The organism is Eikenella sp. NML03-A-027 (assembly GCF_001648395.1).
GTDB classification, from domain to species: domain Bacteria; phylum Pseudomonadota; class Gammaproteobacteria; order Burkholderiales; family Neisseriaceae; genus Eikenella; species Eikenella exigua.
In genome coordinates this window covers 368,758-395,746 of record NZ_LXSM01000016.1, presented here as the reverse complement: position 1 = coordinate 395,746, position 26,989 = coordinate 368,758, and the positions used below count along the sequence as shown (strand labels likewise).

23 protein-coding genes, 2 tRNA genes and 2 pseudogenes are annotated in these 26,989 nt (G+C 56.2%); 15 read left to right on the top strand and 12 right to left on the bottom strand.

Annotated elements, in window-relative coordinates:
- The first annotated feature begins 107 nt into the window (after positions 1–107).
- From A7P96_RS07440 to ppc, 3 genes are read left to right on the top strand one after another with little or no spacing between them, the layout of a single operon-like run.
- On the top strand, positions 108–872 hold the full coding sequence (locus A7P96_RS07440; protein ID WP_067525955.1) for a hypothetical protein: 765 nt from the start codon (positions 108–110) through the stop codon (positions 870–872).
- On the top strand, positions 860–2,797 hold the full coding sequence (locus A7P96_RS07435) for a prolipoprotein diacylglyceryl transferase family protein (RefSeq protein ID WP_067525953.1): 1,938 nt from the start codon (positions 860–862) through the stop codon (positions 2,795–2,797). Before A7P96_RS07440 ends, A7P96_RS07435 begins: the two co-directional genes overlap by 13 nt.
- 21 nt (positions 2,798–2,818) lie before the next feature.
- Complete coding sequence (gene ppc / locus A7P96_RS07430; RefSeq protein WP_067525950.1) at positions 2,819–5,527, top strand: phosphoenolpyruvate carboxylase; 2,709 nt, start codon at positions 2,819–2,821, stop codon at positions 5,525–5,527.
- A 68-nt stretch (positions 5,528–5,595) separates the two neighbouring features.
- Here the strand turns inward: ppc and A7P96_RS07425 are convergent.
- From A7P96_RS07425 to A7P96_RS07415, 3 genes are all read right to left on the bottom strand, one after another.
- A tRNA-Arg gene (locus A7P96_RS07425) sits at positions 5,596–5,670 on the bottom strand.
- Positions 5,671–5,689: 19 nt separating this feature from the next.
- Positions 5,690–6,136: a DUF441 domain-containing protein gene (locus A7P96_RS07420; protein WP_064090801.1), complete on the bottom strand. Its 447-nt coding sequence runs from the start codon at positions 6,134–6,136 to the stop codon at positions 5,690–5,692.
- 25 nt (positions 6,137–6,161) lie between these two features.
- Positions 6,162–7,136 carry a polyprenyl synthetase family protein gene (locus tag A7P96_RS07415; protein WP_067526359.1) on the bottom strand — a complete coding sequence of 325 codons (975 nt, stop codon included), beginning with the start codon at positions 7,134–7,136 and terminating at the stop codon, positions 6,162–6,164.
- 187 nt (positions 7,137–7,323) lie between these two features.
- Between A7P96_RS07415 and A7P96_RS10820 the strand changes: the two genes are divergently transcribed.
- From A7P96_RS10820 to mscL, 6 genes are all read left to right on the top strand, one after another.
- Positions 7,324–7,494: a hypothetical protein gene (locus A7P96_RS10820; RefSeq protein WP_156496309.1), complete on the top strand. Its 171-nt coding sequence runs from the start codon at positions 7,324–7,326 to the stop codon at positions 7,492–7,494.
- Positions 7,495–7,503: 9 nt separating this feature from the next.
- Positions 7,504–8,595, top strand: coding sequence for a redox-regulated ATPase YchF (gene ychF / locus A7P96_RS07410; protein ID WP_067525948.1), 1,092 nt, complete (start codon positions 7,504–7,506; stop codon positions 8,593–8,595).
- 270 nt (positions 8,596–8,865) lie between these two features.
- A complete protein-coding gene (locus tag A7P96_RS10815) occupies positions 8,866–9,147 on the top strand; it encodes a hypothetical protein (protein ID WP_156496308.1) in 282 nt (93 codons plus the stop codon).
- Positions 9,148–9,193: 46 nt separating this feature from the next.
- Positions 9,194–10,075, top strand: coding sequence for a carbohydrate kinase family protein (locus tag A7P96_RS07400; RefSeq protein WP_067525944.1), 882 nt, complete (start codon positions 9,194–9,196; stop codon positions 10,073–10,075).
- Positions 10,076–10,218: 143 nt separating this feature from the next.
- Positions 10,219–10,530, top strand: a complete 312-nt coding sequence (locus tag A7P96_RS07395) for an HAD family hydrolase (protein WP_067525943.1) — start codon at positions 10,219–10,221, stop codon at positions 10,528–10,530.
- 116 nt (positions 10,531–10,646) lie between these two features.
- Positions 10,647–11,078, top strand: coding sequence for a large conductance mechanosensitive channel protein MscL (mscL, locus tag A7P96_RS07390; protein WP_067444724.1), 432 nt, complete (start codon positions 10,647–10,649; stop codon positions 11,076–11,078).
- A 172-nt stretch (positions 11,079–11,250) separates the two neighbouring features.
- On the opposite strand, the gene rng is transcribed toward mscL, so the two are convergent.
- The 5 genes from rng to A7P96_RS07365 form a co-directional block, all read right to left on the bottom strand.
- Positions 11,251–12,750 carry a ribonuclease G gene (rng, locus tag A7P96_RS07385; RefSeq protein ID WP_067525942.1) on the bottom strand — a complete coding sequence of 500 codons (1,500 nt, stop codon included), beginning with the start codon at positions 12,748–12,750 and terminating at the stop codon, positions 11,251–11,253.
- Between the two features lie 272 nt (positions 12,751–13,022).
- The gene (gene tyrS / locus A7P96_RS07380) at positions 13,023–14,324 is read right to left on the bottom strand and encodes a tyrosine--tRNA ligase (protein WP_067525941.1); all 1,302 of its coding nucleotides are present in this window, start codon (positions 14,322–14,324) and stop codon (positions 13,023–13,025) included.
- Between the two features lie 151 nt (positions 14,325–14,475).
- Positions 14,476–14,552 (bottom strand) — tRNA-Pro (locus A7P96_RS07375).
- 48 nt (positions 14,553–14,600) lie between these two features.
- Positions 14,601–14,984, bottom strand: coding sequence for a hypothetical protein (locus A7P96_RS07370; RefSeq protein ID WP_082887939.1), 384 nt, complete (start codon positions 14,982–14,984; stop codon positions 14,601–14,603).
- Positions 14,981–15,187, bottom strand: a complete 207-nt coding sequence (locus tag A7P96_RS07365) for a hypothetical protein (protein WP_064104855.1) — start codon at positions 15,185–15,187, stop codon at positions 14,981–14,983. The genes A7P96_RS07370 and A7P96_RS07365 overlap by 4 nt, the downstream gene beginning before the upstream one ends.
- A gap of 268 nt (positions 15,188–15,455) precedes the next feature.
- Between A7P96_RS07365 and dinG the strand changes: the two genes are divergently transcribed.
- Positions 15,456–17,591 carry an ATP-dependent DNA helicase DinG gene (dinG, locus tag A7P96_RS07360; RefSeq protein WP_067525940.1) on the top strand — a complete coding sequence of 712 codons (2,136 nt, stop codon included), beginning with the start codon at positions 15,456–15,458 and terminating at the stop codon, positions 17,589–17,591.
- A gap of 100 nt (positions 17,592–17,691) precedes the next feature.
- Here dinG and A7P96_RS07355 read toward each other — a convergent pair whose 3' ends face one another.
- Entirely contained in the window at positions 17,692–17,925 is a 234-nt protein-coding gene (locus A7P96_RS07355; RefSeq protein ID WP_067525938.1) for a hypothetical protein, read from the bottom strand.
- A gap of 252 nt (positions 17,926–18,177) precedes the next feature.
- Positions 18,178–19,422 carry a D-alanyl-D-alanine carboxypeptidase family protein gene (locus tag A7P96_RS07350; RefSeq protein ID WP_067525937.1) on the bottom strand — a complete coding sequence of 415 codons (1,245 nt, stop codon included), beginning with the start codon at positions 19,420–19,422 and terminating at the stop codon, positions 18,178–18,180.
- 233 nt (positions 19,423–19,655) lie between these two features.
- On the opposite strand from A7P96_RS07350, the gene ilvA reads away from it, so the two are divergent.
- The 5 genes and pseudogenes from ilvA (at position 19,656) to glyA (ending at position 24,396) form a co-directional block, all read left to right on the top strand.
- Positions 19,656–21,176, top strand: coding sequence for a threonine ammonia-lyase, biosynthetic (ilvA, locus tag A7P96_RS07345; RefSeq protein ID WP_067525936.1), 1,521 nt, complete (start codon positions 19,656–19,658; stop codon positions 21,174–21,176).
- A gap of 195 nt (positions 21,177–21,371) precedes the next feature.
- A complete protein-coding gene (locus tag A7P96_RS07340) occupies positions 21,372–22,007 on the top strand; it encodes an alpha/beta hydrolase (protein ID WP_067525935.1) in 636 nt (211 codons plus the stop codon).
- A gap of 67 nt (positions 22,008–22,074) precedes the next feature.
- Positions 22,075–22,398 (top strand): annotated as a pseudogene (gene cutA / locus A7P96_RS07335) (divalent-cation tolerance protein CutA).
- 88 nt (positions 22,399–22,486) lie between these two features.
- A pseudogene (locus A7P96_RS10400) lies at positions 22,487–23,015 on the top strand (IS1595 family transposase); the annotation flags it as partial.
- Positions 23,016–23,145: 130 nt separating this feature from the next.
- A complete protein-coding gene (glyA, locus tag A7P96_RS07325; protein ID WP_067525934.1) occupies positions 23,146–24,396 on the top strand; it encodes a serine hydroxymethyltransferase in 1,251 nt (416 codons plus the stop codon).
- Positions 24,397–24,608: 212 nt separating this feature from the next.
- Here glyA and erpA read toward each other — a convergent pair whose 3' ends face one another.
- On the bottom strand, positions 24,609–24,959 hold the full coding sequence (gene erpA / locus A7P96_RS07320) for an iron-sulfur cluster insertion protein ErpA (protein WP_067525932.1): 351 nt from the start codon (positions 24,957–24,959) through the stop codon (positions 24,609–24,611).
- 249 nt (positions 24,960–25,208) lie between these two features.
- Positions 25,209–26,714 (bottom strand): SEL1-like repeat protein, encoded by a 1,506-nt coding sequence (locus A7P96_RS07315; protein ID WP_067525930.1) that lies wholly within the window; start codon positions 26,712–26,714, stop codon positions 25,209–25,211.
- Positions 26,715–26,989 lie beyond the last annotated feature (275 nt).

Here is a 26,989-nt window from a genome sequence, read left to right as displayed (position 1 = left end):
CAAACAGTATACCGGCCATGCCAGCCAAGGCTACCTGAAAATATCGGCTGGCACGAAACTGCTATTTTTTAGGTAGCCTCATCCGGCCAAATAGTTTTTCTCCCATCATGTTCCGCCTGCGCAAACATTATTTCGACGGTATTGATGCTGCCGGCAACGCATTGATTGCCTATGCGGCCGAGCTGCATTACTACGGCATCAAGTTGCCCTATTCTGCCCTGATTTTCAGCCCGGCCCACGGCTGCACCATCGAACGCAGCTGCCTGAGCGCATCGCAACTATCCCCCAACAGCATCCGACAACCCAAACTTGGCCTCGAAGGCCGCTGGCAGGCTTTGTCCGACGGTGTCCGGCTTACCTTGCCGGCCGGTGGCAAACGCCGGCTCGTTTGGCATGCCCACACGCCCAGCGCCCGTTTTCAGGTAGCCTTAAACGGGCAGGAATACAGCGGCTTGGGTTATGCCGAAACGCTGGAAATGGATTTTTGGCCGCAACAGCTGCCGTTATGCGAGCTGTATTGGGGGCGTTTCGTATCGGAGCAGCACTATGTGGTGTGGATCGAATGGCGCGGCGAAGTGCCGCTAAAACGTTTGTACTACAACGGTGTGCTAACTGAAGATTTCGTGCTGGAAGCCGGTAGGCTGAAAGCGCCGGCATTCGGCCTGCATCTGGCGTTTGCTGCACCGGAAACGATAAAAGACGAGCCGCTGCTGGCTATTGCAGCGCGCAACCCATTGTTGCGGCTATTGTTCAGCCGCAGATTTTTATCCAGCCGAGAACAAAAATGGAAAAGCCGCGCCACCTTGAGGCTACCTGAAAATATTGCCGTGGAAGGCTGGGCCTTATACGAGAGGGTGTTATGGCAAAAATAAGCGTTACCCTGCAAAAAATTGTTTATGCCTTGGTGTTCTGCCTGCTGCTGCCGCTGTTGCTGCAATATTGGGCACAGCACACTTCGGAGGTGGTGCGGCTGCCGGTACCGCCCTACCCACTGGCCGGCGCACTGCTGGCAGCGGCCGGATTCTCATTAATCCTGTGGGCAATGCACAACCTGTGGTACCGCGGCGGCGGCCTGCCAATGAATGCGTTTCCGCCACAGCATTTTGTGGCTTCCGGCGCCTACCGCCTGTGCCGCCACCCGATTTATACCGGCGCAGTCCTACTTTGCACGGGCACGGCACTGTATGCACAGTCGCCCGGCGGGCTGTGGCTGGTATCGCCGCTGTTTGCATTGCTCATAGTGGCTTATGTTGTCGGCTTTGAGCGCGAGGTGATGGCCAAGCAGTTCGGCGCCCGGCCGATGCTGCACTACAGCCTGTTCAGCCTGCCGCCGGATAACGGGCATGAGGTGGCTTTCTCCAGGCGGCTATTGCTCGGGCTGAAGGTTTGGTTGGTATGGCTGCTGTTGTATGAAGCGTTTGTGTGGCTGGGGGTGCCGCCCGATGCGTGGTATAGCAACGGCGCTTGGGATGAGGACGTGCCGCTGTGGGGCTTCAGCGTGGTGTTTTATGTGCTGCTTTATCCGTGGGCCGGGCTGCTGCCGCTGTGGTTGCGGCAAAACCGCCAGCTGCGCAGCTTTGCTCTAGACACATTCTGGGGCATGGCACTAATTTTCTATTGTTATCTGATTATTCCGGCTGCCGTGCGCTATGGCAGGCTACCTGAAAATACGTTGTGGCTACATTGGATTGCCCTGGGGCGGGAGTATGATAGCGCCGCCGCAGCGCTGCCTTCGTTTCATGTGTTTTGGGCGCTATTGGCTGCACGATATTCTTGCCTATGCCGCCCGCAGTGGCGTATGGTATGGGCTTTGTTGGCGACACTGGTGATTGTCAGCTGCCTGACCACGCACAACCATACCTTGGCTGATATGTTAGCCGGGATGGCCGCCTATTGGGCAATCCGACACCGGCAGCCGATCTACCACGCTCTGTTGCGCGCCGCCGAATATATTGCCAACTCGTGGCACGAATGGCGCTTTGGCCGCCTGCGGCTGATTAACCACGGCTTCTATGCCGCATTGGGCGGTGTGAGCGGTTTCCTGGTATTGGCTTATCTGCTGCCGCAGTATTTATGGGCAGTGTGGCTGCTGGGGGTGGCCGGGTTTATCGGCGCGGGCCTATGGGCGCAATGGGTGGAAGGCTCATCGGCGCTGCTGCGCCCGTTTGGCTACTACGGCAGCGTGTTCGGCATCGTGCTGGCCGGCTGCCTGATTGCCGCCGGTTCGGATTTGGGCGGTTGGACGCTGCTGGGCGCGGCTGCACTGGCTGCCTGCCCCATCCAGCTTTTCGGCCGCTGCCGCTGCCTGATTCAGGGCTGCTGCCACGGTATCCCCACCGATATGCCTGGCATCCGCTTTTTCCATGATAAATCGCGTGTGTGCAAACTGGCCGGCTGGCAGGGGAAAAATCTGCACCCCACCCAATTTTATTCCATCGCCGCCAATTTTCTGAGCTTTTTCCTGCTGTGGCGCTTATACCGGCTGCAAATGCCTGCTTCGTTTATCGCCGGTATGTATTTGATTCTCAGCGGTGCGTTCCGCTTTGTGGAAGAATCGCTGCGCGGCGAACCGCAAACGCCGTATTTTCTCGGCATGCGCGTATACCAATGGCTGGCTCTGGCATCGGTGCTGGCGGGCATCTTGTTTACCTGTCTGCCTTCGGCTCCGCTGTTTTCAGGTAGCCTTCCTGCCGGCTGGCTGCTGCATGCCATTGCCTATTTCGTATTGATCTGGTGCGTGTACGGCTTGGATTACCCAAACAGTACATTGCGTTTTTCCCGGCTAACCCAAGAATAACCCTCCGCAAAGGAATATCCCATGATGCCCGAACCTTCCGGCCAACATCCCTACAAAGACGCGCCGCTCTTCGACGACGTTGCCTTCCTTACCGGCGCGCTGCAAACCGTGCTGGCCGCACAAACCGACTGCCCCGTGCAGGAAGCCGTGGCCGCGCTGCTGGGCGGTGAAGCACCGCAAGACGTGGTGTCGCGCAGCCTGCCACAGCTCAACGACCAACAGCTGGAAGACCTTATCCGCGCCTGCAGCCTGTTTGCACAAATCCTCAATATTGCCGAAGACGCACACCACCAACGCCGCCGTCTGGCGCACAGCCAAACCCGCGACAACGCCAAATCCACCTTCGGCCACACCCTTGATTTGCTGCAACAGCAAGGCGTAAGCGCCGAAGCCTTGCAGCAGCAGCTAAACCACACCGAAGTGGCCGCCGTGCTCACCGCGCATCCTACCGAAGTGCAGCGTCAAACCACCCTCACCCTGCACCGCCAAATCCGCAACCTGCTCGACCAACGCGCCAACCAGGCTGGACAAAACGAAGAACGATTGCAGCAGCAGGTGCAAACTATGCTGTGGACGCTGTGGCAAACCAATGAAAACCGTCATTTCAAAATCACGGTGGCCGATGAAATCAGCAACGGCATCATGTATTTTCCGCTCAGCTTCTTCAGCGCCGTGCCCGGCGTATACCGCAAGCTGGAGGCCTCCCTTCAGGTAGCCTTCCCACACACCCGCCTGCCCAATGTGCTGCACATCGGCGGCTGGATCGGCGGCGACCGCGACGGCAACCCTTTCGTTTCCGCCGACACCCTGCGCACAGCTTTCTCCCAGCAGGCCAGTGCCGTATTCCGCTTCTACCGCAGCCAGCTCTACAAACTGTATGAAGAGCTGCCGATGTCGATCCGGCGCGTGAACGTGAGCCCCGAAGTGTTGGCTTTATCAGCTAAATCTCCCGACACCGAACGCGCCCACGAAGAAGAGCCCTACCGCCGCGCCCTGGCCTATATTCTCGCCCGCACCGTGGCCACCGCCCACCGTTTCGGCAGCGGCTTGGGCAGCCAGTTTGGCCTGCTCGAACCGTATGATACGGTGGAAGAATTTTTAGCTGACCTGCACACCGTGCACACTTCCTTATGCACTAACGGCAGCCGCCTGCTGGCCGACGGCCGCTTGGCCGACCTGATCCGTGCCGCTTCCGTGTTCCGCTTTTATCTGATGCCGCTAGATTTGCGCCAACACGCCCAAAAACATATCAACGTGGTAGCCGAGCTCTTTGCCGCCGCCGGCTTGGAAGACTTCGCCGTGCTGAACGAAGCCGAGCGCGAACGTGTGCTGCTGCGCGAACTGTCTTCCCCGCGCCCGCTCCACAGCCCGTTTGCCCAATACAGCGAAGATACCGAACACGAGCTGGCCATCTTCCGTGCCGCGGCCGAAATTAAAGCCGGCTTCGGCGAGGAAGCCATCCGCCAAAGCATCATCTCCAATGCCGAAAACGTGAGCGAAATGCTTGCCTTGGCCTTGATTATGAAAGAAACCGGCCTGTTGCGCCTAAACACCGAAGGGCTACCTGAAAGCCGGCTCAATATAGTGCCGCTGTTTGAAACCATCGAAGCGCTGCAAGACTGCATCGGCGTGATGGATCATCTTTTCTCCCTACCGTGGTACCGCCACCTGCTCGCCGGCCGCAGCAATATTCAGGAGATCATGCTCGGCTATTCCGACAGCAACAAAGACGGTGGTTATGTAACCAGCCAATGGGTGCTGTATCAGGCCGAGCAGGCTTTGGTGAAACTGTTTGCCAAACACCAAGTGCGCCTGCGCCTGTTCCACGGGCGCGGCGGCAGCGTGGGGCGTGGCGGCGGTCCATCCTACGAAGCCGTGCTGGCGCAGCCCGCCGGCAGCGTGGCCGGGCAGATCCGCATCACCGAGCAAGGCGAAGTCATCACCGCCAAATACGCCGATGCCGACAACGCCGAGCGCAACCTCGAAACCTTGGTGGCCGCCGCGCTGGAAGCCAGCCTGCTGCCGCACCGCACCGAAGAGCCCGATGCCGCGCTGATGCAGTCGCTCTCCGACGCTGCCTTCGCCTACTACCGCGAACTCATCACCCATCCCGATTTCGTGGGCTACTTCCTGCAAACCAGCCCGATCAACGAAATCGCCAGCCTCAACATCGGCAGCCGCCCCGCCAGCCGCAAAACTCTGGCGCGGATACAGGATTTGCGCGCTATTCCCTGGGTGTTCTCCTGGACGCAAAACCGCCTGATGCTGCCTGCTTGGTATGGCTTCGGCAGCGCGGTCGAACAGCTCTTGCGCGACAACCCCGCCAACCTCGACCGCCTGCGCCATATGGTGCGGCACAGCGCCTTCTTCCAAGCCATGCTCTCCAATATGGAACAGGTGATGGCCAAAGCAGATTTGGACATCGCCCGTGCCTATGTTGGCCTGGCCGCCCAGCCGCAAGCTGCCCAAGCCATGTTTGAACGCATTGCAGGCGAGTTCAAACGCAGCCGTCACGTCCTGTTGCAATTAATCGAGCAAGACCACCTGCTCACCGACAACCGCAGCCTCGCCCGCTCCCTGGCCCTGCGCATTCCCTACCTGAACGCGCTCAACTGGCTTCAGGTAGCCCTGCTCGCCCGCTTGCGCCAGCACCCGGGCAACCCGCAGCTCATCCACCTAATCCACCTCACCATCAACGGCGTGGCACAAGGCTTGCGCAATACGGGTTAACCCCCCTTTCCTGCAAACGGCAGGTAAGAAAAAGGCTACCTGAAACATTTCAGGTAGCCTTTTCATCATGGCCCCGCCGACAGGAATCGAACCTGTATTTTACGCTTAGGAGGCATACGTTCTATCCATTGAACTACGGCGAGAAATACTCAAACTTTCCAATCAAACTTTTCCGGCAATAAGCGACAAAATCCCCGCTGCAATCAGCGGCCCCACCGGGATGCCGCCCAAAAACGCCACGCCGATAATCGTGCCCAGCAGCAGGCCGGTTACCAGCACCGGCTGCTCGCTCATCAGCGGCACGCCGCGCCCGGCCAGCCAGGCCACCAATATGCCCGCCAACACCGCCGCCAGCATTTTCCAGCTCATCAACCCGGCCAAACCGGGAAACTGGATTCTGCCCGACACCAGCGGGCTGAGCACGCCGATGGTAAGCAGAATAATACCAGCTTGAATGCCGTATTGTTCGGCCAGCGGGATATAGCGCGCCAGCACGGTTTGCTGCATCAGGAGCAACACAGTGGCCGAGATGGTAATGGATTGGTTGTTGCTGAGCACGCCCAGCAAAATCAGCAGCACCAAAAACAGCGGGATAACATTCAGATGCAATTATATATTCCCGAAAAAAAGGCCGCTATGATACACGCTCCAGCGACTCTTCGGCAAGCTGCCGCATGGCCTGCAACACCTCATTGTCCGGCAACGCGGCCAAGCATGACAAGGCCTCGTCCACTGCTTTACGCGCCTCGTTCACGCAATAGGCCAGTGCATCGGATTGCGCCACATAAGCATGAATTTGCTTGAAATAGCTCCGGTCCGAGTGCTCCAGTGCGTAGCGCACAGCTTCGGCCACCGGTTGCTCAGCGTTTTGCATCAGGTAAATCAGCGGCAGGGTTGACTTGCCTTCGGCCAAATCATCGCCCACGTTTTTACCAGTTTCTTCGATGTTGCCGGAATAATCCAGTACGTCGTCAATAATCTGGAAGGCGGTGCCGATATGGCAGCCGTAGCATTTCAGCGCAATTTCCTGCTCGGGCGTGGCGCCGGCCAAAATCGCGCCCACTTGTGCGGCAGCTTCAAACAGTTTGGCGGTTTTATATTGGATCACCTGCGCATATTCGGCTTCGGTGATGTTGGTGTTGCCGATATTCATCAGCTGCAACACTTCGCCCTCGGCGATGATGTTGGTGGCATCGGCCATCACGTCTAAAATCTTCAGGCTGCCTGAAGACACCATCAGCTGGAAGGCACGGGTGTAGAGGAAATCGCCCACCAGCACGGCAGCGGCGTTGCCGAACATATTGTTTGCCGTTTTCAGGCCGCGCCGCAGCTCGCTTTCGTCCACCACATCGTCGTGCAGCAGGGTGGAAGTATGGATGAATTCCACCATCGCCGCCAGCGCGTAGAGCGGGTCTTCATCGTAGTCCAGCACCTTGCCGGAAAGAATGGTAAGTACCGGCCGCAGCCGCTTGCCGCCGGCGCTGATGATGTAGCGCCCGATTTGCGAAATCAGTGCCACTTCCGATTGCACCGCGCGCTCAATCACCGCATTAACGCGGCTCAAATCGCGGGGCAGATGTTGCTGGAAATAAGGCAGGTGTTCAAGCATGGTGATGTGTGGCTCTGTATGGTTATCGGCATAACGCCAAAGCACTTACTCCTTCCTAGCTGCGTGAAGAAATAACCGCTTTAGCTATGCGGCCGGCCAAACAGGGGCGGCATTATAGCAGCCTTATGGGCAAACTGCCTATTTCCGCCCTACCCCGCAGGCTACCTGAAAACGCAGCTTCAACAAAGTGTCACAATATTTTGGCTCAGCCGAAGCCGTGCTTCTGCCCGGCTACCATCCCGTGCTGCCGTTTTCAGCCCGCTTCAAATCGCCTATTAGGCTACCTGAAACCCCAAACCGCAGCTTTCAGGTAGCCTTCTATGTTAAAATCCGCCGATTTTATTCTAACGGCATTTAAGGAACACACATGAGCATGAAATGCGGCATCGTCGGCCTGCCCAACGTCGGCAAATCCACCCTCTTTAACGCGCTGACCCAATTGGGCATCGAAGCGGCGAACTATCCCTTCTGCACCATCGAGCCCAACGTTGGCATCGTGGAAGTGCCCGACCCGCGCATGGCGGAGCTGGCGAAAATCGTTAATCCGCAAAAAATGCAGCCCGCCATTGTGGAATTTGTGGACATCGCAGGTTTGGTCGCCGGCGCAAGCAAAGGCGAAGGCTTGGGCAACCAGTTCCTCGCCAACATCCGCGAAACCGACGCCATCGTGAACGTCGTGCGCTGCTTCGACAACGATAACATCGTGCACGTTTCCGGCAAGGTCGATCCGATTGCCGACATTGAAACCATCGGCACCGAATTGGCGCTTGCCGACCTCGCCAGCGTTGAAAAAGCCATCGTCCGCGAAGAAAAACGCGCCCGCTCCGGCGACAAAGACGCGCAAAAATTGGTGGAACTGTGCAAAAAAATCCTGCCGCACCTCAACGAAGGCAAGCCCGTGCGCTCCTTCGGCTTAGACGCAGACGAGCTCGCCATGCTCAAACCGCTGTTCCTGCTCACCGCCAAACCCGCCATGTATGTGGGCAACGTGGCCGAAGACGGTTTTGAAAACAACCTGCACCTCGACCGCCTGAAAGCATTGGCTGAAAAAGAAAACGCCCCCGTCGTTGCCGTATGCGCTGCAATGGAGAGCGAAATCGCCGAATTGGAAGACGATGAAAAAGCCGAATTCCTCGCCGAAATGGGCTTGGAAGAACCCGGCCTGAACCGCCTGATCCGCTCGGGCTACGACCTCTTGGGCCTGCAAACCTACTTCACCGCCGGCGTGAAAGAAGTCCGCGCCTGGACCATCCACAAAGGAGACACCGCCCCGCAGGCTGCCGGCGTGATTCACACCGACTTCGAACGCGGCTTCATCCGCGCCCAAGTGATTGCCTACGACGATTTTGTCTCGCTCGGCGGCGAAGCCAAAGCCAAAGAAGCCGGCAAAATGCGCGTGGAAGGCAAGGAATACGTGGTGCAGGATGGCGATGTGATGCACTTCTTGTTTAATGTGTGATTACCTTTTTACCCTAAACCAAATAAAACTAGTTTTTATATAAATTAAATTTTTTCATTTAAGGAATTAATTTAATGTACATACAGTTTATATATACTAACAAAGAAGGCATAACTGCAGAAAAAAATGTAAGGGGAATTTCTGCTAATGAAACACATTTGCAAACTTTCGATTTAAAAGAGAAAATGGTTAAGACTTTTATTTTAAATAGTATCCAAAATAGTGAAATAACTATACAAGAAACTAAGGAAATAATTTCCATCAAGAATCTTGATTAAGTATTTACAGCCCTTCAAGCCATCATATCCTAAGAATCGACATCCTGATAAATTACAAATTTGTTTTACTGGTTTCGCAAAAGATCGTAAAGATTATCTAGAGGAATTAGCTAAAAATATTTATATGCTATGGGTTACTAAAAAAGCAGGAGAAAACCTTAAAATTTTAGTTTGTGGAAATAATGCCGGTCATAAAAAAATTGAGCAGGCTATTAAAAACAATGCAACAATCTGGAATGAAGATAATTTTCTAGAATGGATAGAAAAACAATAACTTAGTAAACTATTACTTATACTTAATAATCAAATATAGAATAGATATGAAAATCAGCAGCTTCGGCGAAGTATTATGGGACGACTTCCCCGGCGGCAAAGCCCTCGGCGGCGCGCCGCTCAATGTTTTGGTGCGCCTGGTCTCGTTCAGCGCAGACTGCAGCATCATCAGCCGATGCGGCCGCGATGCCGACGGCGAAGAGCTGCTGCGCCAGATTGCCGCGCGCAACGTGGCCGCCGACTTGGTACAAACCGACGAAGAACACGCCACCAGCCTGGTGAAAGTGCTGCTCAAGCCAGACGGCAGCGCCAGCTACGACATCGTTTATCCTTGCGCTTGGGATAAAATCAGCGTAACCGAAGCAGCGCGCGCGCGCGTGGCCGAATCCGACGTGCTCGTGTATGGCAGCCTCTCCGGGCGCGATCCCGTGTCCCGTGCCGCACTGGAGCAAATCCTGCCCGCCGCCCGTTTCCGCGTGCTCGATGTCAATCTGCGCAAACCGCATTACGAGCCCGAACGCGTGCTCAGCCTCATGCGTCATGCCGACCTCATCAAGCTCAACGACGAGGAACTCTACGAGCTCTCCGCCGCCTTCGGCTCGCCCTACCACAGCCTCGAACAAAACCTGCGCTACCTCGCCGGCCACACCGACACCGCCCACATCTGCATCACCCTCGGCCAGCACGGCGCGGTGTATTTCCGCCACGGCAAAATCCTAGCCCACCACGGTTTCCGCGTGAGCATGGCCGATTCCGTGGGCGCGGGCGACAGCTTCCTTGCCGGTTTCTTGTTCCAAATGCTCTCCGGCGCCAGCCCCGAAGACACCCTGGCCTTCGCCTGCGCCATCGGTGCGCTCAATGTTACCCGCCACGGCGCCGTGCCCGATATTTCCCTGGCTGAAATCCAGGCACTGATGCACCCGGAATAAGGCGGCACAGGCAACAGCCTGGGTTTGTGCCTTACCTGCACCAGCTTTGACAAATCAGGCTGAAGCCCTCCTTCCATACCCGGCAGCAATATGGCCGTATGAAATGAAGTGCTTCAGCCCGGTCTTTTTTCAGGTAGCCTCACATGAATACGCCCCGCCCCAAAACCATATTCGTCGATGTTGACGACACCCTCGTCCGTAGCGTTGGCCAAACGCGCATCCCCATGGCCGCCGTAATCGCCCACATCCGCCGCCTGCACGATGCCGGCCACCTGCTCTACTTGTGGAGCAGCGGCGGTGCCGACTACGCCCGCGCTAGTGCGGAAGAGCTGGGAATCGCCCACTGTTTCCAAGCCTTCCTGCCCAAACCGCAAGCCTATATCGACGACCAAGCCGTTGCCGACTGGCGTTTCTGCCGCCATATCCTGCCTGCCAACAGCGGGGAAATCGAATAATTTGCTGCTTTCCTCGCCATTCAGCCACAATTAACAAAATTTATCCGTAACCTACAAGACGGCGACGGCTAAAACCATTATCATGCCGCCGTTCTTAACCATTCAAGGAAACTCACATGGCATTACGTGACGAATTCAAAGCCTTCATCATGCGCGGCAACGTGATTGACCTCGCCGTTGGTATGGTAGTCGGCACCGCCTTCTCCGGCATCGTCAAATCATTGGTGGACGACGTGATCATGCCCCCTATCGGCCTGATTTTGGGCGGAGTGGACTTCTCCAACCTGTTCATCACCCTGAAAGCAGGTGCAGATGCCCCTGCCAACGGTTACGCCACCCTGGCCGCCGCCCAAGCCGCCGGCGCGGTTACCCTGAATATCGGCCTGTTTATCAACACCGTGATCAGCTTCCTAATTATCGCCACCGCTATCTTCGCCGTGATCAAAAGTATCAGCAAACTGCAAAAAACCGCTCCGGAAGAAGCTCCTGCCGAGCCATCCGAAGAAATCTTGCTGTTGCGCGAAATCCGTGATTCGCTGAAGAAATAATCGCCGCACAGCACAAAAGGCTACCTGAAAACAGCTTCAGGTAGCCTTTTCTCTTGCTGTATCGCCAAACCGTGTAAATCCTTCCCATAACCAAAAAGCTAGCTAAAAAATTTTAGCTAGCAGCAACTTGCTGTGCTGTGTTTTCAGCTAGCTTTTTTCTTATCCAACCCCATCACAACAGCACAATATCAAACTGCTCCTGCATGTAGCTGTTTTCCACCATCAGGGAAACGGGTTTGCCGATGAAGTCGATCAGCAACGCGAGCGATTGCGATTCTTCATCCAAAAACAAATCGATAACGGCCGGCGCGGCGAGGATGCGGAATTCGCGGGCATCGAAGCGGCGGGATTCGCGCACGATTTCGCGTTGGATTTCGTAGCATACGGTTTGCGGGGTTTTCAGGTAGCCCCTGCCCTGGCAAGTGGGGCAGGATTCACACAGGATGTGATTGAGGTTTTCGCGCGAGCGTTTGCGAGTGAGCTCCACCAGGCCTAGGCTGGTGAAGCCGTTGAGGGTAACACGGGTGCGGTCGAAGCGCAGGGCTTTGGCCATCTCGCCCAATACGGCCTGGCGGTGTTCTTCGCTGGCCATATCGATGAAATCCACAATAATCATGCCGCCGAGGTTGCGCAGGCGCAGCTCGCGGGCGATGGCGTGGCAGGCATCGAGGTTGGTTTTGAAGATGGTTTCGTCGAAATTGCGTGCGCCCACGAAGCCGCCGGTGTTCACGTCGATGGTGGTCATGGCTTCGGTGCTCTCGATAATCAGGTAGCCGCCGAAGTTTAAATCCACACGCGGCTTGAGCGACTGGTTGATTTCCTGCTCCACATGATGGAGCTCGAACAAGGGTTTTTCGCCCTGATAGTGTTGGATACGTTCCACCGCGCCCTGTACGTATTGCCGGGCAAATTCCTGCATCAGGCGGTAATTATTGGCGGAATCGACGAAGATTTTCTGAGTGTTGCTGTTGAACATATCACGCAGCACGCGCAGGCTCAGAGGCAAATCCTCATACAGCATGGTTTCGGCCGGGCTGGTTTTGGAGCGGGCGAGAATGTCTTGCCACAGCTTGGCCAGGTAGCCGATGTCGGCCTGCAATTCTTCATCGCGGGCGTTTTCGGCGCTGGTGCGGATAATGTAGCCGCCGGCGTTTTCGGGCAGCAGGGCTTTGAGGCGGGTACGCAATTCGTTGCGTTCTTCTTCGTCTTCAATGCGCTGGGAAATGCCGATGTGGTTGTCTTGCGGCAGATACACGAGAAAGCGGCCGGCTAGGGAGATTTGGGTGGAAAGGCGCGCGCCTTTGCTGTTAATCGGGTCTTTAATCACCTGCACCAGGATGGTTTGCCCTTCAAACAGCATGTGCTCGATGCGCTGGGTTTCCTCCGGCTTCTGCCGCTGTTCGAGCACGTCCACAATGTGCAAAAAGGCGGCGCGCTCCAAGCCGATGTCGATAAAAGCGCTCTGCATGCCGGGCAGCACGCGTTTGACCACGCCCAAATAAATATTGCCCACCAACCCGTGGCCGCTGTTGCGGTCGATGTGCAGCTCGCACACTTTGTTTTCTTCCAACAGCGCCACGCGGGTTTCCTGCGGCGTTACGTTCACCAAAATGGTTTCCGGCGGGCGGCCTGAATTATCGGCCAGCCGGATTGGGTTGATTGCCTGTAGCATGTTTAACTTTCTGATCTCAATTAGATTTTGCAGAACAGGCTGATGGCCTGCCTGTTCTGCAAAATCTACTGTCTGCCGGCTGGCCAGAGGCAGAATCATACGATGAAAACAACCTTGCCGACAACCTGAACAGCAGCCGGAAAACCGGTTTCAGGTAGCCTTTATCCTAGGGAAATAAGCTGTGTTTTCAAAGCACAAACCTAAGAATAAGGCTACCTGAAAATCCGGCCGGAGCAGCTGGGTTTTCAGGTAGCCTTTGGTTTTCATTCAAATCATTGCCACACCAAAAGCGCGTGGTTGCGTTTGCCACGGCGGAGGATGGTGTATTTGCCGAAGCGTTTGTGCGCGTCGGTCAGCAGATAGGCATCATCGGGGCGTTCGGCTGCGTGGTTCGGGTTGTTCGATTCGGCGGCTTGGCCGTTGAGCCATACCGCTTTGCTGTTCACAAAACCGCGCGCTTCTTTGTTGGACGAGGCCAAGCCGGTTTTAACCAAGGCTTCGACGACGTTGAGGCCGTCTGAAACTTCAAATGCGGGCAGGCCGTCGAGGGCGAGCTGTTCGAAGTCGCTTTCGGTGAGATGGCTTTGGTCTTCGGCAAACAGGCTTTCGGAAATGCGTTGCGCGGCTTGCAGGGCGGCTTCGCCGTGAATCAGGCGGGTCATTTCTTCGGCGAGGATGCGTTGCGCTTCGGGCTTGGTGCCGCTGGCTTGGTCTTTCGCTTCAATAGAGGCGATTTCTTCCACCAACAAGAAAGTAAAATACTTCAGGAATTTATACACATCAGCATCGGCTACTTTCAGCCAGAATTGGTAGAACTGATACGGCGAGGTTTTCTTCGCGTTCAGCCATACCGCGCCGCCTTCAGTTTTGCCAAATTTGGTGCCGTCGGATTTGGTTACCAACGGCAGGGTCAGGCCGAATACTTGTTTTTGGTTTAAACGGCGGGTCAGGTCGATGCCGTTGGTAATGTTGCCCCATTGGTCGGAACCGCCGATCTGCAGCGTTGCTCCGTGGCGTTTGTTCAGCTCGGCAAAGTCATAGCTTTGCAGCAGCGTATAGGCGAACTCAGTGAAGGAAATGCCCACGTCGTCGCGGTCGATACGCTGTTTGACGGATTCCTTGTTCAGCATGGCGTTCACAGAGAAATGCTTGCCGATGTCACGCAGGAAATCGAGGCAGTTCATGCTGCCGAACCAGTCGGCGTTGTTCGCCATAATGGCGGCGTTTTCGCCTTCAAAGCTCAAAAACGGTTTCAGCTGGTTGCGGATGCTTTCTACCCAGCCGGCAACGGTTTCGGCGGAATTCAAGCTGCGCTCCACCGCTTTGAAGCTGGGGTCGCCAATCATGCCGGTTGCGCCGCCCACCAAAGCAATCGGCGTATGCCCCGCCTGTTGGAAACGGCGCAAGGCCAACACGGGCAACAAGTGGCCGATATGCAGGCTGTCGGCGGTCGGATCGAAACCGCAGTAGAGGGCGATTTTCTGTTCGTTCAACAAAGTGCTCAAAGCTTCGATGTCGGTGGTTTGCGCGATCAGGCCGCGCGCTTGCAGATCTTGGATAAGAGAGGCGGTCATAACGGATTTCTTTGCAATAACTGGATGGAATGGGAAATATTCAGCCTGGCCGAAACCTAAGTTTCAGGTAGCCTTTAAGACCGAGAACGGCACAGCATTTGCGCCGCACCAAAACAAAAAGACTTGGCAGCACCAAGTCTTTTTGAAAAGCTGGTCGGAATGAGAGGATTCGAACCTCCGACCCCTTCGTCCCGAACGAAGTGCGCTACCAGACTGCGCTACATTCCGAAAGAAGGCGCATTATAAGCCCGGGAGCGGCGTTTAGCAAGCATCATCTCAACACTTTTCGCCCAAGCCCGACCGCTTACCGGCACGCGCCGCCTGCACCTGCGCGGCAAAATACAGCGCTGCCGCCGCACCAACTATATCTGCTGCCGCATCACGCCAATCGGCCTGCCGTGATGCCGTGAGCGCGCCTTGCGCCCACTCGCTGCCCGCAACCAACACCAGCGCCGCCAGCAGCAAAGCTTTCCACGGCACAGGCCGCCGCCGCAGAAAAAACACTTTAGCCAGCAGCCAAAACTGGCCGAAAAACAAAGCCGCGTGCACCACTTTATCGAAATGGGCAAACGGCAGCGGCGCGTTGCTGCCCTGATGTAGCAGCAGCGCATACATCATGCCCGCAAACCACAAAACGCTTAGCCACAGCCAGCGGTTCACGCCCGGTGCTCCTCAAGCCAATCGGCACACATCATCGCCAACCGCACAAACCGCCCGCCGCGCTCGTCCAGCACCGCCTGCCACTGCGCCACTTCCTCTGCCGAAGGCGCTTCGTCCAAACTGCATTCGTTGAGCCAAAAATCCAGCGTTTCTGCCGCCGCACCCACGGTTTCGGTGCGGAAAAATTCCAAGAGTTCAGACATTTCACTCTCCAGCTGTTTGATGGTTGATGCGGCGGATTGTACTTGCCTTTCATTCTGCACGCCATCAGGTTTCAGGTAGCCTTTATCGCGCAACAGGCTACCTGAAAGTTTATAGCCGTCTCCATGAAGGATATGGCGTTGTCTTATTTTGATTTTGGAACACCTATGCCTTCTCTGCCCTGTCCTATATTTTTCAGGTAGCCTCCACTCCCGCCCAAGCCCTCCCATAATCTTCTATAATACCCGCTTCTTTCCTGCCGCCACCGCCATGCTCACCGATTTAGAAAAAGACGCCATCCGCCGTCACTACCAGGCTATCAGCGAAAACCTGCCCCATTTCCGCCCGCGCAAAGCGCAGCGCGAAATGCTGGCCGCCGTGGCCAACACCCTGTCGCGCACGCTGGAAAAAGCCGACGGCGAAGAGCCGCCCAAACGCGAGGGCGAGAGCATTGCCGTGATTGAAGGCCCCACCGGCGTGGGCAAAAGCCTGGCCTATCTTTTAGCCGGCGGCATCATGGCGCAAACGCGCGGCAAGCGGCTGGTGGTATCCAGCGCCACCGTGGCGCTGCAAGAGCAGCTGGTGGGGCGCGATTTGCCGTTTTTGGTGGAAAAAAGCGGGCTCGAGCTCACCTTTGCCCTGGCCAAAGGGCGCGGCCGCTACCTCTGCCCCTACAAGCTCTACCAGCTCACCCAAAGCCAGGCGCAGCAAAGCCTGGCCGGCTTCGACACCCCGCAAATCCTGTGGGACAGCAAGCCCAAGCCCGAAGAAATCCAAACTCTGCGCGAGCTGGCCGACGCCTTCGCCGAACGCCGCTTCAACGGCGACCGCGACACCTGGCCGGAGAAAATCGACGATACCCTCTGGCTTAAGGTAAACAACGACAACTACGGCTGCCTCAAAGCCGCCTGCCCCAACCGCCCCGAATGCCCCTTCTACCTTGCCCGCGACACGCTCGAAACCGTGGATGTGGTGGTGAGCAACCACGATTTGCTCATGGTGGACATCGGCATGGGCGGCGGCGTGATTCTGCCCGCGCCCGAACACAGCTTCTACTGCATCGACGAAGCACACCACCTACCCAAAAAAGCGCTCAACCAGTTTGCCGCCGAGCATTCGCTGAACCAAGCCGTGTGGGCGCTGGAAAAACTGCCGCAAATCACCGACAAAATCGCCGCCGTGGCCGACAAAGCCGAGCTGGCCAACCTGGCCGACGAAGCTGCCGCCGCCCTGCTCGACAGTCTCGACGAATGGCAGTTCCACCTCGGCGACACCCCCGAGCTCGCCTACAACGACAGCGGCCGCGATCCGCAATGGCTGTGGCAAGACGGCCAAATCCCCGAAGGGCTCGCCTTGCTCGTATCCAACACCGCCGCCGCCGCGCAAAGCCTCTACAAACACGCCAACGGCCTCAACGACGCCCTCTCCGCCGCCCGCCGCGAAAAAGACAGCGACAGCGCCCAAATCGACCGCCTCAGCAGCGAATTCGGCATCTTCCGCGCCCGCATCGAGCAAATCAGCGCCGTGTGGGACTTGCTCGCCACTGAGCCCGTGGGCGACGCCCCGCCGCTGGCCAAATGGATCGAATGCAGTCACAACAACGACAAAACCGACTACTCCTTCCACGCCTCCCCCGTGAGCGCCGCCGCCATGCTCGCCGCCGGCCTGTGGCGCCGCGCCGCCGGTGCCATCCTCACCTCCGCCACCCTGCAATCGCTCGGCAACTTCGACCATTTATTGAAACAAACCGGCCTGCAATGGCTACCTGAAACCACCACCCTCGCGCTGGAAAGCCCCTTCAACTTCCCCGCCCAAGGCGAGCTCTACATCCCGCCCGTGGCCGCCAGTCCCAAGCAGGCCGATGCCCACACCGCCGAAATCGCCGAATGGCTGCCCAAGCTCATCAGCCCCGAAGAAGCCGTCGGCACCCTCGTTTTGTTCTCTTCGCGCAAACAGATGCAAGACGTGGCCTTAAGGCTACCTGAAAGCCACCTGCCCCTATTGCTCATCCAAGGCGACGTGCCCAAAGCCATCCTGCTCGAACGCCACCGCCAAGCCATCGCCGAAGGCCGCGCCAGCATCCTGTTCGGGCTCGACAGCTTCGCCGAAGGCCTCGACCTGCCCGGCAGCGACTGCGCCCACGTTATCATCGCCAAACTACCCTTCACCATGCCCGACCACCCCATCGAAAAAACCCGCAGCCGCTGGATCGAGCGGCGCGGCGGCAATCCCTTCATGGAAATCACCGTGCCCGAAGCCGGCATCAAACTCACCCAGGCTGTAGGCCGCCTCATCCGCACCGAACACGACTACGGCCGCATCACCATCCTCGACAACCGCATCCTCACCGCCCGCTACGGCAAACAACTCCTCGCCTGCCTGCCCCCGTTCAAACGCATCGGCTGAGCTTGGGGTAAAAGGCTACCTGAAACTGATTAAGAGGTCATAAAGAAGCTACCTGAAAGGGCAGCTTCAACGAAATTAAACCCCCATATCCTTCCAATACCTAGAAACACTGCCCTACGCCAGCCTGCCCGAATGGCAACACCGTCAATGCCGTACCGCCATCAGCTGCTTCCACAAGCTCGGCGGCGTGCTCGACTTCCAACAATTCACCTACACCGCCGCCCATGGTGAAGCCGAACGCCCAAATACCATTTGCATATCGCCAACCCACACTCTGCACACTGTTATCACCAAACGTAATGAACAGGCTGTGCAGCGCGCAGCCCGATACCAAGTGCCTCCCTCGCTCAACTTATCCAACATTTCAGCCTGCAAGCCTATACAGGGCACAAAATCAGTGTGGCGGAGTTCTACGGTAACCAGCTCGATTTGCAGCAAAACCACCTCATCGTGCGCGACAGGCAGAACAAAATGTCGGTGTGGCAACGTCTACCTACCCACAATCCAACATTACCGCACCCTACCACCCAAACAAAAGGCTACTTGAACAATTTCAGGTAGCCTTTCTCGCATCAATCAAGCCATATCAAGACCCGCTAAACAGGCTCTTAAACCACAGCACGATGCTATCCCACAGGCGGCCGAAGAAGCCGGCTTCAGCCACGTCGTTGAGCGCCACCACGTTTTTCTGTGCCACCACGCGGTTTTGCGCATCCATAAATTTCACCGTGCCGAGTACTTGGCCTTTGCTAATCGGCGCAAGCACGGGCTGCACGGTTTCTAGCACGGGCTGAAGCTGGGCGGCTTGGCCGTGCGGCACGGTGATGTAGGTGGTGTCAATAAAGCCCACGTTCACGGCGTTTTCTATACCCTTATACACTTTCACCTGTGAAATGGCGGTCTCGGCATCATACAGCTTGGGCGTATCATAAGATTGCAGCGCCCAATTGAGCAATTTGCTGCTCTCGGCGGCGCGCGCCTGCATGCTTTCAGTGCCCACCACTACAGAAATCACGCGGCGGCCGTTACGTTTGCTGGAGGCAACTAGATTGTAGCCGGCGCTGTCGGTGTGGCCGGTTTTCATGCCATCCACATCAGGGTCGCGGTAAAGCAGCAGGTTGCGGTTGGGCTGGGTGATGTTGTTGTAGCTGTAAGACTGGATGGCGTAGAGCCGATAGTATTGCGGATAGTCGTGAATGATAGCGGCGGAAAGGGTGATGAGGTCTTGCACCGAGGTGTAGTGCTGCGCGCCGGGCAGGCCGGTACTATTTTCAAAATGGGTGTCGTTCATGCCGAGTCGTTTGGCTTCGGCGTTCATCAGCTGCACAAACTGTGCTTCGCTACCGGCCACAGCTTCGGCCAGGGTAATGGAGGCATCGTTGCCAGACTGCACAATCACCCCTTTGAGCAAATCATCCACGCGAGCAGGGGTTTTCGGATCGAGAAACATGCGCGATCCTTCTACTTTCCAGCCTTGCTCGGAAACGGTAAAGGTTTGATCTGGCTTGAGCTTGCCTTCTTCTAGGGCTTTGAACACCAAATAGGCGGTCATCAGTTTGGTGAGGGAAGCGGGCTCGATGTGTTCGTTTAATTTGTGCGATGCAAGTATCTGGCCGCTTTGCGCGTCATACACAGCATAGGCTGAGGCTTTGATTTCAGGTAGCCCCACGGCAGCCACGGGCTGAGTGGCGGCAGAACTGGCGGAAACAACCGAAAGAGAAGCAGCGGGAGCAGAGGCTTGGCGGGGGGAAGAGGCAGCTTGTGGCGCAGCCTGCACCTGCCAGCCGGCCACTAAAAGGGATAAGGTGAGGAGGGTGAGTTTTTGTTTCATTGCGTTGTCTGTTTGATTTGGTTGAATGGTTTGCCGGCAACAACGTTTGGTTTGAGTCTATCTGAAACTGAAAACTTTTCAGATAGACTGCTGCCAAATGCCAATCATGCAGCAAAATCGCACTAATTATAGCCATTCAAACCCGCTTTGCTAAGCGTTTAACCTGATTTTTCTTGCCAGCGGCGGCGCAAACAGAGTATCTTGCTTTTTAGTCTCGTTCAAAACACCCTATCATGCCACTGCCCTACACCGACTACCTCACCCGCATCCTCACTGCCTCCGTTTACGACTTGGCTGTTGAAACGCCACTCGATTTCGCTCGCAACCTTTCTGCGCACACCGGCAACTGCATTCTGCTCAAGCGCGAGGACCTACAGCCGGTTTTCTCCTTCAAAATCAGAGGGGCATACAATAAAATGGCTAAGCTTCCACCAAAAATGCTGCAAAAAGGTGTGATTGCCGCCAGCGCCGGCAACCATGCGCAGGGCGTAGCGCTTTCCGCGCAGAAGCTCGGCTGCGAAGCCACCATCGTGATGCCTGAAACCGCACCGCAAATTAAGGTGGACGCAGTACGCTCGCGCGGCGGCAAAGTGGTGCTCAAAGGCGTGTCGTTCAACGATGCCTACGACCACGCCATGCAGCTTGCTGACGCCAGCGGTCAAACCTATATCCCGCCGTTTGACGATCCTGATGTGATTGCCGGCCAGGGTACCATCGGGCTGGAAATCGTGCGCCAGCACTCCAAACCGATTGATGCCGTGTTCGTACCTATCGGCGGCGGCGGGCTGGCAGCCGGCGTGGCCGTGTTCATCAAACAAGTACGCCCCGAAATCAAGGTAATCGGCGTGCAAACCCACGATTCCTGCGCCATGAAAACCTCCATCGAACACGGCCAACTGGTCGAGCTTAAAGACGTTGGCTTGTTTTCAGATGGCACGGCGGTGAAGCTGGTAGGCGAAGAAACTTTCCGCCTGTGCCGCGAATTTTTGGATGAAATCATCACGGTGGACACCGACGCCATCTGCGGCGCGCTCAAAGATATTTTCGATGACACCCGCAGCATCTGCGAGCCCGCCGGTGCGCTGGCCTTGGCCGGCCTCAAAGCCTACATCGCCCGCGAGCAGGCGCAAGACCAAACCCTGATTGCTGTCACCAGCGGCGCCAACATCAATTTCCATAGCTTGCGTCATGTTTCCGAGCGCAGCGAGCTGGACGAGAGCAACGAAAGTATTTTTGCCGTATCGATCCCCGAGCAGCCCGGTAGTTTCCTAAAATTCATCAACATATTGGGTAACCGAAACATCACCGAGTTCAATTACCGCTACAGCGACAACTCCACCGCCCACATCTTTGTGGGTATCCAAAGTAAAGGCGCAGCCGACCTGGCCGCAGTCAGTGCCGCGCTCACCACCGCCGGCCTGCCCAACACCAACCTTACCAAAAATGAAACCGCTAAAATTCACATTCGCTACATGGTGGGTGGGCATACCGGCAAAGTAGCGCACGAACGTTTGTTCAGTTTTGAATTTCCCAAACGCCCCGGTGCGTTGGCCTACTTCCTCGACCGCATGCAGAGCAGTTGGAACATTACCCTGTTCCACTACCTCAGCCACAGTTCGGATTATGACCGTGTGCTGGTGGGTATCGACATACCACCCGCTGACAACCAAGCCTTTGCCACCTTCCTGCAAGAGCTGGGCTATGTGCACACCGAACAAACCGACAACACCGCCTACCGCCTGTTCCTTGGCTAGGCCTAGAGCATTACCTGCCACTAGTTTTCAGGTAGCCCTCAAACCCATTCAGGCTACCTGAAACTTGTAGTGGATTAAGTTTAAATCAGGACAAGGCGGTGAGCTGCAGATAGTATAGTAGTACAGCAAGGCAAGCCAACGCCGTCTTGCTTTAAAATTAAATTACTATGAATCTCATTCACAAACTAAAAAACTATGCTAACTCCACAACACCTACTCTGGATAAACGGCCCCGCCGGCCGCCTGCACACCATCTACCTGCCGCCCGAAGCCCCCGAGCGCGGCGTGGCCGTCATCAACCACCCCAATCCCCTGCACGGCGGCACGTTCACCAACAAAGTAATCCAAACCGCCGCCAAAGTTTATGCCCGCCTAGGCTTCCACTGCTACCTGCCCAATCTGCGCGGCGTGGGCGAAAGCGAAGGCGAGCACGACTACGGGCGCGGCGAAACCGACGACTGCCTCGCCGTAATCGACTACGCCCAGAGCCAACACCCCCATGCCGCCCAACTCATCATTTCCGGCTTCTCCTTCGGCGGCTACGTGAGCCTGTTTGCCGCCCAGCAGCGCCGCCCCGATGCCCTCGTACTGCTCGGCCCAGCCGTGGGCATGTATGAAGTGCCCGCCGCCCAAGCCGCCGACCCGGCGCACACTTTGGTGATCCACGGCGAAATTGATGAAGTGGTGCCGCTGGCCAACGCCCTCAGCTGGGCCGCCCCGCAAGACATCCCCGTGGTTGTGCTGCCCCAATCCTCCCACTTCTTCCACGGCAAACTCATCCCCCTGCGCGACACCCTGCTGCGCTTCGTGCCCGGCCTGTTGGAAAAATAAGCCGACCGGTTTCAGGTAGCCTTTGAATTGGAAAGGCTACCTGAAACCCTATCTTCTCCTTACCACCATGTCCGCCTGCCAACCCGCCATCGTCCTCACCACCTGCCCCAGCCAAGCCGAAGCCGAACGCATCAGCGGCCTCTTGCTGCAACATCAACTCGCCGCCTGCGTGCAATACGAAACCATTCAAAGCCAATACATCTGACAGGGCAAACTCTGCTGCGACAATGAAATTCGCCTCACCATCAAAACCGCCACTCGGCACTATCCCGCCGTTGAACGCCTCATCCTCGAACACCACAGCTACGATTGCCAGCAAATCCTGCTGCTGCCCGTATCCGGCGGCGCGGAAGTCTACCTGAAATGGCTGCAAGACAACCTCGCACCGTAATTCGGCAAACGTTCATCACCCAATCTTCTCTCTATATCTTGCCACCCGTTAAAAGGCTGCCTAAAAATTTCAGATAGCCTTTCTCGCAGATGAAAGTTATTTGGAAGGCGGCCGCAAAGGCAAACGCAGTCTCGGAACAGCCGGCAAAGTTGTGGTATTCGGGCTGTTAAAGCGTAATGGCAAGGTTTACACCGTTACCGTAGCCAATATTAGCGACTACCCTACTGCCGATTATCCGGGAGCAGATAAGGCCGGACAGCGTAGCTTATACCGATTGTTACAGTATCCCAACGTATTGGATGTTAGCGAGTTTAGCCGCTTGCACATTAATTACCACACTCATTTTGCAGGCAGGCAAAACCACATTAACGGGGTTGAGAATTTCTAGAACCGGGCCAAACATCATTTATGCAAGTTCAACGGTATTCCGAAAAAAGTATTTCGAGCTGTATTTGAAAGAGTGCGAATGGCGATTTAACAACAACGAAATGAAGTCTCAGATTACCATGTTGAAACAAATGGTAAGAGATAGTCTGTCCTGGCTATCTAGGTCAGGCTATAATATTTTCATACAAGGCGGCGAGACCACTGAACAGTACAGCACACAGTACAAGTAGTACCGCAAAGCAAGCCAACGCAGTAAGAAGCAAGTAAGTACCTTAACTATAACCACCGAATTCAGCTACAATACAGCGCCCCCGACACCACCAGCGTCCTACCATTGCCTTTACTAAAGGAGATCCAAGCATGTTTTCCCGCAGCATCACCATCGAACAATATGACCCCAAACTCGCCGCTGCTATTACCGCTGAAGAGCACCGCCAACAAGACCACGTCGAACTGATTGCCTCCGAAAATTATGCCAGCTACGCTGTGATGGAAGCCCAAGGCAGCCAGCTCACCAACAAATACGCCGAAGGCTACCCCGGCAAGCGCTACTACGGCGGCTGTGAACACGTGGACGTGGCCGAAGAACTCGCCCTCGAGCGCGTGAAAAAACTGTTCGGCGCCGCCTATGCCAACGTACAGCCCCACTCTGGCTCGCAGGCCAACCAAGCCGTGTATGCCTCCGTATTGAAACCCGGCGACACCATCCTCGGCATGAGCCTCGCCCACGGCGGCCACCTTACCCACGGTGCATCGGTAAACATTTCCGGCAAGCTCTACAATGCCATCACCTACGGCCTGGACGAAAACGAAGTGCTCGACTACGCCGAAGTGGAACGCCTCGCGCTTGAGCACAAACCCAAAATGATTGTGGCCGGCGCCTCCGCCTACGCCTTGGAAATCGACTGGGCGAAATTCCGCCAAATCGCCGATAAAGTAGGCGCGTATCTGTTTGTGGACATGGCACACTACGCCGGCCTGATTGCCGCCGGCGAATACCCCAACCCCGTGCCGCACGCCGACTTCGTTACCACCACCACCCACAAAACCCTGCGCGGCCCGCGCGGCGGCGTGATTCTGTGCCGTGACAACACCCACGAAAAAGCGCTCAACTCCGCTATTTTCCCCAGCCTGCAAGGCGGCCCGCTGATGCATGTGATTGCCGCTAAAGCCGTGGCCTTCAAAGAAGCCCTGTCGCCTGAATTCAAGCAATACGCCAAACAAGTGAAAATCAATGCCGCCGCCATGGCCGAAGAGCTGGTAAAACGCGGCCTGCGCATCATTTCCGGCCGCACCGAAAGCCACGTTTTCCTGGTGGATCTGCGCCCGAAACACATCACCGGCAAAGCTGCTGAAGCCGCACTGGGCAACGCATTGATTACCATCAACAAAAACGCCATCCCGAACGACCCGGAAAAACCCTTCGTTACTTCCGGCATCCGCGTAGGTACCGCCGCCATCACCACCCGCGGCTTCGACGAAGCTGCCGCCCGCAAACTGGCGAATCTGGTGGCCGATGTGCTGGACAAACCCGAAGACGAAGCCAACCTGGCTCGCGTGGCTGACGAAGTGAAAGCCTTGTGCGACCAATTCCCGGTATACGGCGCATAAGCAGATAGCTGGGATCGCCTCGCTTGAAATAAAACCAGCCGGCTGTTTCCAGCCGGCTTTTTTATGCCATTCAATATATAGCGGATTACAGATAAGGCGGCAAGTCACCGTCAGTATGAGTAATACGGCAAGGCAAGACAACGCTGTAGCATTCTTGTTTAAAAGGCTACCTGAAACTTTCAGGTAGCCTTTTATTCATGCGCTTGAATCAATCAAACTGAAAACGAAGAACCGCAGCCGCAAGTGGTTACGGCATTCGGGTTGCTGCGGATAACGAACTGCGAGCCTTGCAGGCCTTCGGTGTAGTCGATTTCCGCGCCGAGCAGGTATTGGTAGCTCATCGGGTCGATTAGGAAAACGAGGCCGCTTTTTTCGATTTGGAAGTCGTCGTCGTTCACGATTTCGTCGAAAGTGAAGCCGTATTGGAAGCCGGAGCAGCCGCCGCCGTTCACGAACACGCGCAGTTTCAAATCGGGGTTGTTTTCTTCGGCAATCAGCTCGGCTACCTTATTGCAGCAGCTTTCAGTGAAGATAATAGGATCGCTGTGATCAATCTCAGACATGATTTATTCCTTTTTCTGTGTTATGCGGGATGGGCTTATTGTGGCGCAAAGCGGGGTTTGCGGGCAAGTCGGCCTTGAGTAAATTCTAAGCGGCAAATAAGGGCGGATGCTGCGGGTTTAAAGTGCAGGCAGGCGGTGCCTGCGGTGAAATATTTTAAGGCAGGCGTTGCGTTTCGCCATCACTGCATATAAAGGCTACCTGAAAAACCGTTTGCCATTTTTCAGGTAGCCTTTTGATTTCAGGCAGCCCTAAGCCAATTCTTCCTGCCATTGCTCCAAGAGCTTCTGCCACTCGCCTTCGTTCTTATGGCCTTGCGCGATGGCGGCTTTAAGGTGGGAAATCGCTTCGCCGGCGTTGGCGCGCACGCCCCAGCCGTGGTAGTAGAGGCAGGCGAGGTTGTAATGCGCCACAGGGTCGTGCCGGAGGGCGGCTTTTTTAAACCAAGCAGCGGCTTTTTCGTAGTCTTTACCCACAAATTCGCCAAGGAAAAACATCATGCCGAGGTTGGTTTGCGCACGCGGCAGGCCGTATTCGGCGGCGGCTTTATAGAGCGAGAAGGCTTGGCCGATGTCTTGGGTCGCACCATTGAGGCCAAAGTGGCAAACGAAGGCTTGCCGGTAGTGTTCTTCGGCCAGCTGTTCTTCCGGATCGGGCAAGTGGCACACCGGATCGGACGCACGGCGCTGGGGTTTCACCGGCTCGGCCAGCTTTTCTTTGGCTTCTTCATGCCCGTTGAGCACGGCCTGTTCATACCATTGCCGCGCCAGTTTGTCATCTTTAGATACACCTAAGCCGTAGCGGTACACATCGCCCATCTGATACATGGCGTCGGCATTACCCAAACGCACGGCTTGCTCCAGGCAGCGCACGGCGGCATCGAAGTTTTGCTGGATGCCCTGCCCGGTGAGTAGCTGTTTGGCCAGCAGGTTCAGTGCTTCCGAGTCGTTGGCGTTGGCAGCTTGGATAATCCATTGTACGGCGGCCTTGGGGTCGGCAGCGCAGCCGATACCGTTAAGCCGCATATGCCCGGCCTTGCTTTGGGCAGCCACCACGCCTTTGGCAGCCACACGCTCATACCAATGCAAGGCTTTGGCTTTGTCCATGCCGCCGAAGCGGCCGGTTTCATACAGGCGGGCGAGCTGCCATTGCGCATCGCCGTAGTCCTGTTCGGCAGCACGTTTGAGCCAGCTGATGCCTTGGCGCACGTCGGTTTTGGTGCCCAATCCGTGCAGGAGGGCATAGGCCATATGATATTGCGCCTGCGGTTCGCCCAGCGCGGCGGCATGGGAGGCCCAGGCAAAGGCTTTTTGGTGCTGGCCGTGGGCGGCCGCGTTTTCCATCAGCCACACGATAGCCGGCGGGAATTTTTGCGCAGCCAGATGCTGCATCACTTGGCTGGCGGCTAATACGTCTTGTTGCATACCTTCGCCGTTGGCCTGCATCAAAGCCAGGCTGTAGGCGGCTTTCAGGTAGCCTGAAGCGGCGGCACGCTCCAGCCAATATAGTGCGGTGGCATAGTTTTGCGGCACATTTTGGCCTTGGCGGTTCCACTCGCCCAGTTCGTATTGCGCCTGCTGGTGCCCCATTTCGGCGGCTTGGAGCATATCGGCCACGGCTTTTTCGCGGGTGTCTTCTGCTTCCAGCAGCTGTTGGGCACGGCGGTAGTAGGCTTCGGCATCAGGCAGATTATCCTGCTCGGTCCGATTTGTTTTCACCAGCTTAACGGCTTTGCGCCCGAGTGCAAATTTAATCATTCGTTCCAACCGTATTTAAATCTTTCTTTTGGCGGCTATTGCGGCCAGGCCGCATGCTGCCACTCCCTAGTTAAGGCCGGTTGGCAAGGGTCATTCCCCTGCCCGCTAACTGTTCTGTTGCACGGCATCTTGTTAATATACAGACATTTTAGCATGCCGGCACACCCTGTGGCAGCCCGTTTAAGCTATTTGAGGCTACCTGAAAAGCCGGAACACACCGATAATTTGCTAACGGAGCCTCTTTTACGCATAAATTGCCAAACTTTCTGGCTATG

Excerpts from the sequence above, each read along its gene's own strand:
- A7P96_RS07440 (WP_067525955.1), top strand. The coding sequence starts at position 108 with ATGTTCCGCCTGCGCAAACATTATTTCGACGGTATTGATGCTGCCGGC.
- A7P96_RS07435 (WP_067525953.1), top strand. The coding sequence starts at position 860 with ATGGCAAAAATAAGCGTTACCCTGCAAAAAATTGTTTATGCCTTGGTG.
- ppc (WP_067525950.1), top strand. The coding sequence starts at position 2,819 with ATGATGCCCGAACCTTCCGGCCAACATCCCTACAAAGACGCGCCGCTC.
- A7P96_RS07415 (WP_067526359.1), bottom strand. The coding sequence starts at position 7,136 with ATGCTTGAACACCTGCCTTATTTCCAGCAACATCTGCCCCGCGATTTG.
- ychF (WP_067525948.1), top strand. The coding sequence starts at position 7,504 with ATGAGCATGAAATGCGGCATCGTCGGCCTGCCCAACGTCGGCAAATCC.
- A7P96_RS07400 (WP_067525944.1), top strand. The coding sequence starts at position 9,194 with ATGAAAATCAGCAGCTTCGGCGAAGTATTATGGGACGACTTCCCCGGC.
- A7P96_RS07395 (WP_067525943.1), top strand. The coding sequence starts at position 10,219 with ATGAATACGCCCCGCCCCAAAACCATATTCGTCGATGTTGACGACACC.
- mscL (WP_067444724.1), top strand. The coding sequence starts at position 10,647 with ATGGCATTACGTGACGAATTCAAAGCCTTCATCATGCGCGGCAACGTG.
- rng (WP_067525942.1), bottom strand. The coding sequence starts at position 12,750 with ATGCTACAGGCAATCAACCCAATCCGGCTGGCCGATAATTCAGGCCGC.
- tyrS (WP_067525941.1), bottom strand. The coding sequence starts at position 14,324 with ATGACCGCCTCTCTTATCCAAGATCTGCAAGCGCGCGGCCTGATCGCG.
- A7P96_RS07365 (WP_064104855.1), bottom strand. The coding sequence starts at position 15,187 with ATGTCTGAACTCTTGGAATTTTTCCGCACCGAAACCGTGGGTGCGGCG.
- dinG (WP_067525940.1), top strand. The coding sequence starts at position 15,456 with ATGCTCACCGATTTAGAAAAAGACGCCATCCGCCGTCACTACCAGGCT.
- A7P96_RS07350 (WP_067525937.1), bottom strand. The coding sequence starts at position 19,422 with ATGAAACAAAAACTCACCCTCCTCACCTTATCCCTTTTAGTGGCCGGC.
- ilvA (WP_067525936.1), top strand. The coding sequence starts at position 19,656 with ATGCCACTGCCCTACACCGACTACCTCACCCGCATCCTCACTGCCTCC.
- A7P96_RS07340 (WP_067525935.1), top strand. The coding sequence starts at position 21,372 with ATGCTAACTCCACAACACCTACTCTGGATAAACGGCCCCGCCGGCCGC.
- glyA (WP_067525934.1), top strand. The coding sequence starts at position 23,146 with ATGTTTTCCCGCAGCATCACCATCGAACAATATGACCCCAAACTCGCC.
- erpA (WP_067525932.1), bottom strand. The coding sequence starts at position 24,959 with ATGTCTGAGATTGATCACAGCGATCCTATTATCTTCACTGAAAGCTGC.
- A7P96_RS07315 (WP_067525930.1), bottom strand. The coding sequence starts at position 26,714 with ATGATTAAATTTGCACTCGGGCGCAAAGCCGTTAAGCTGGTGAAAACA.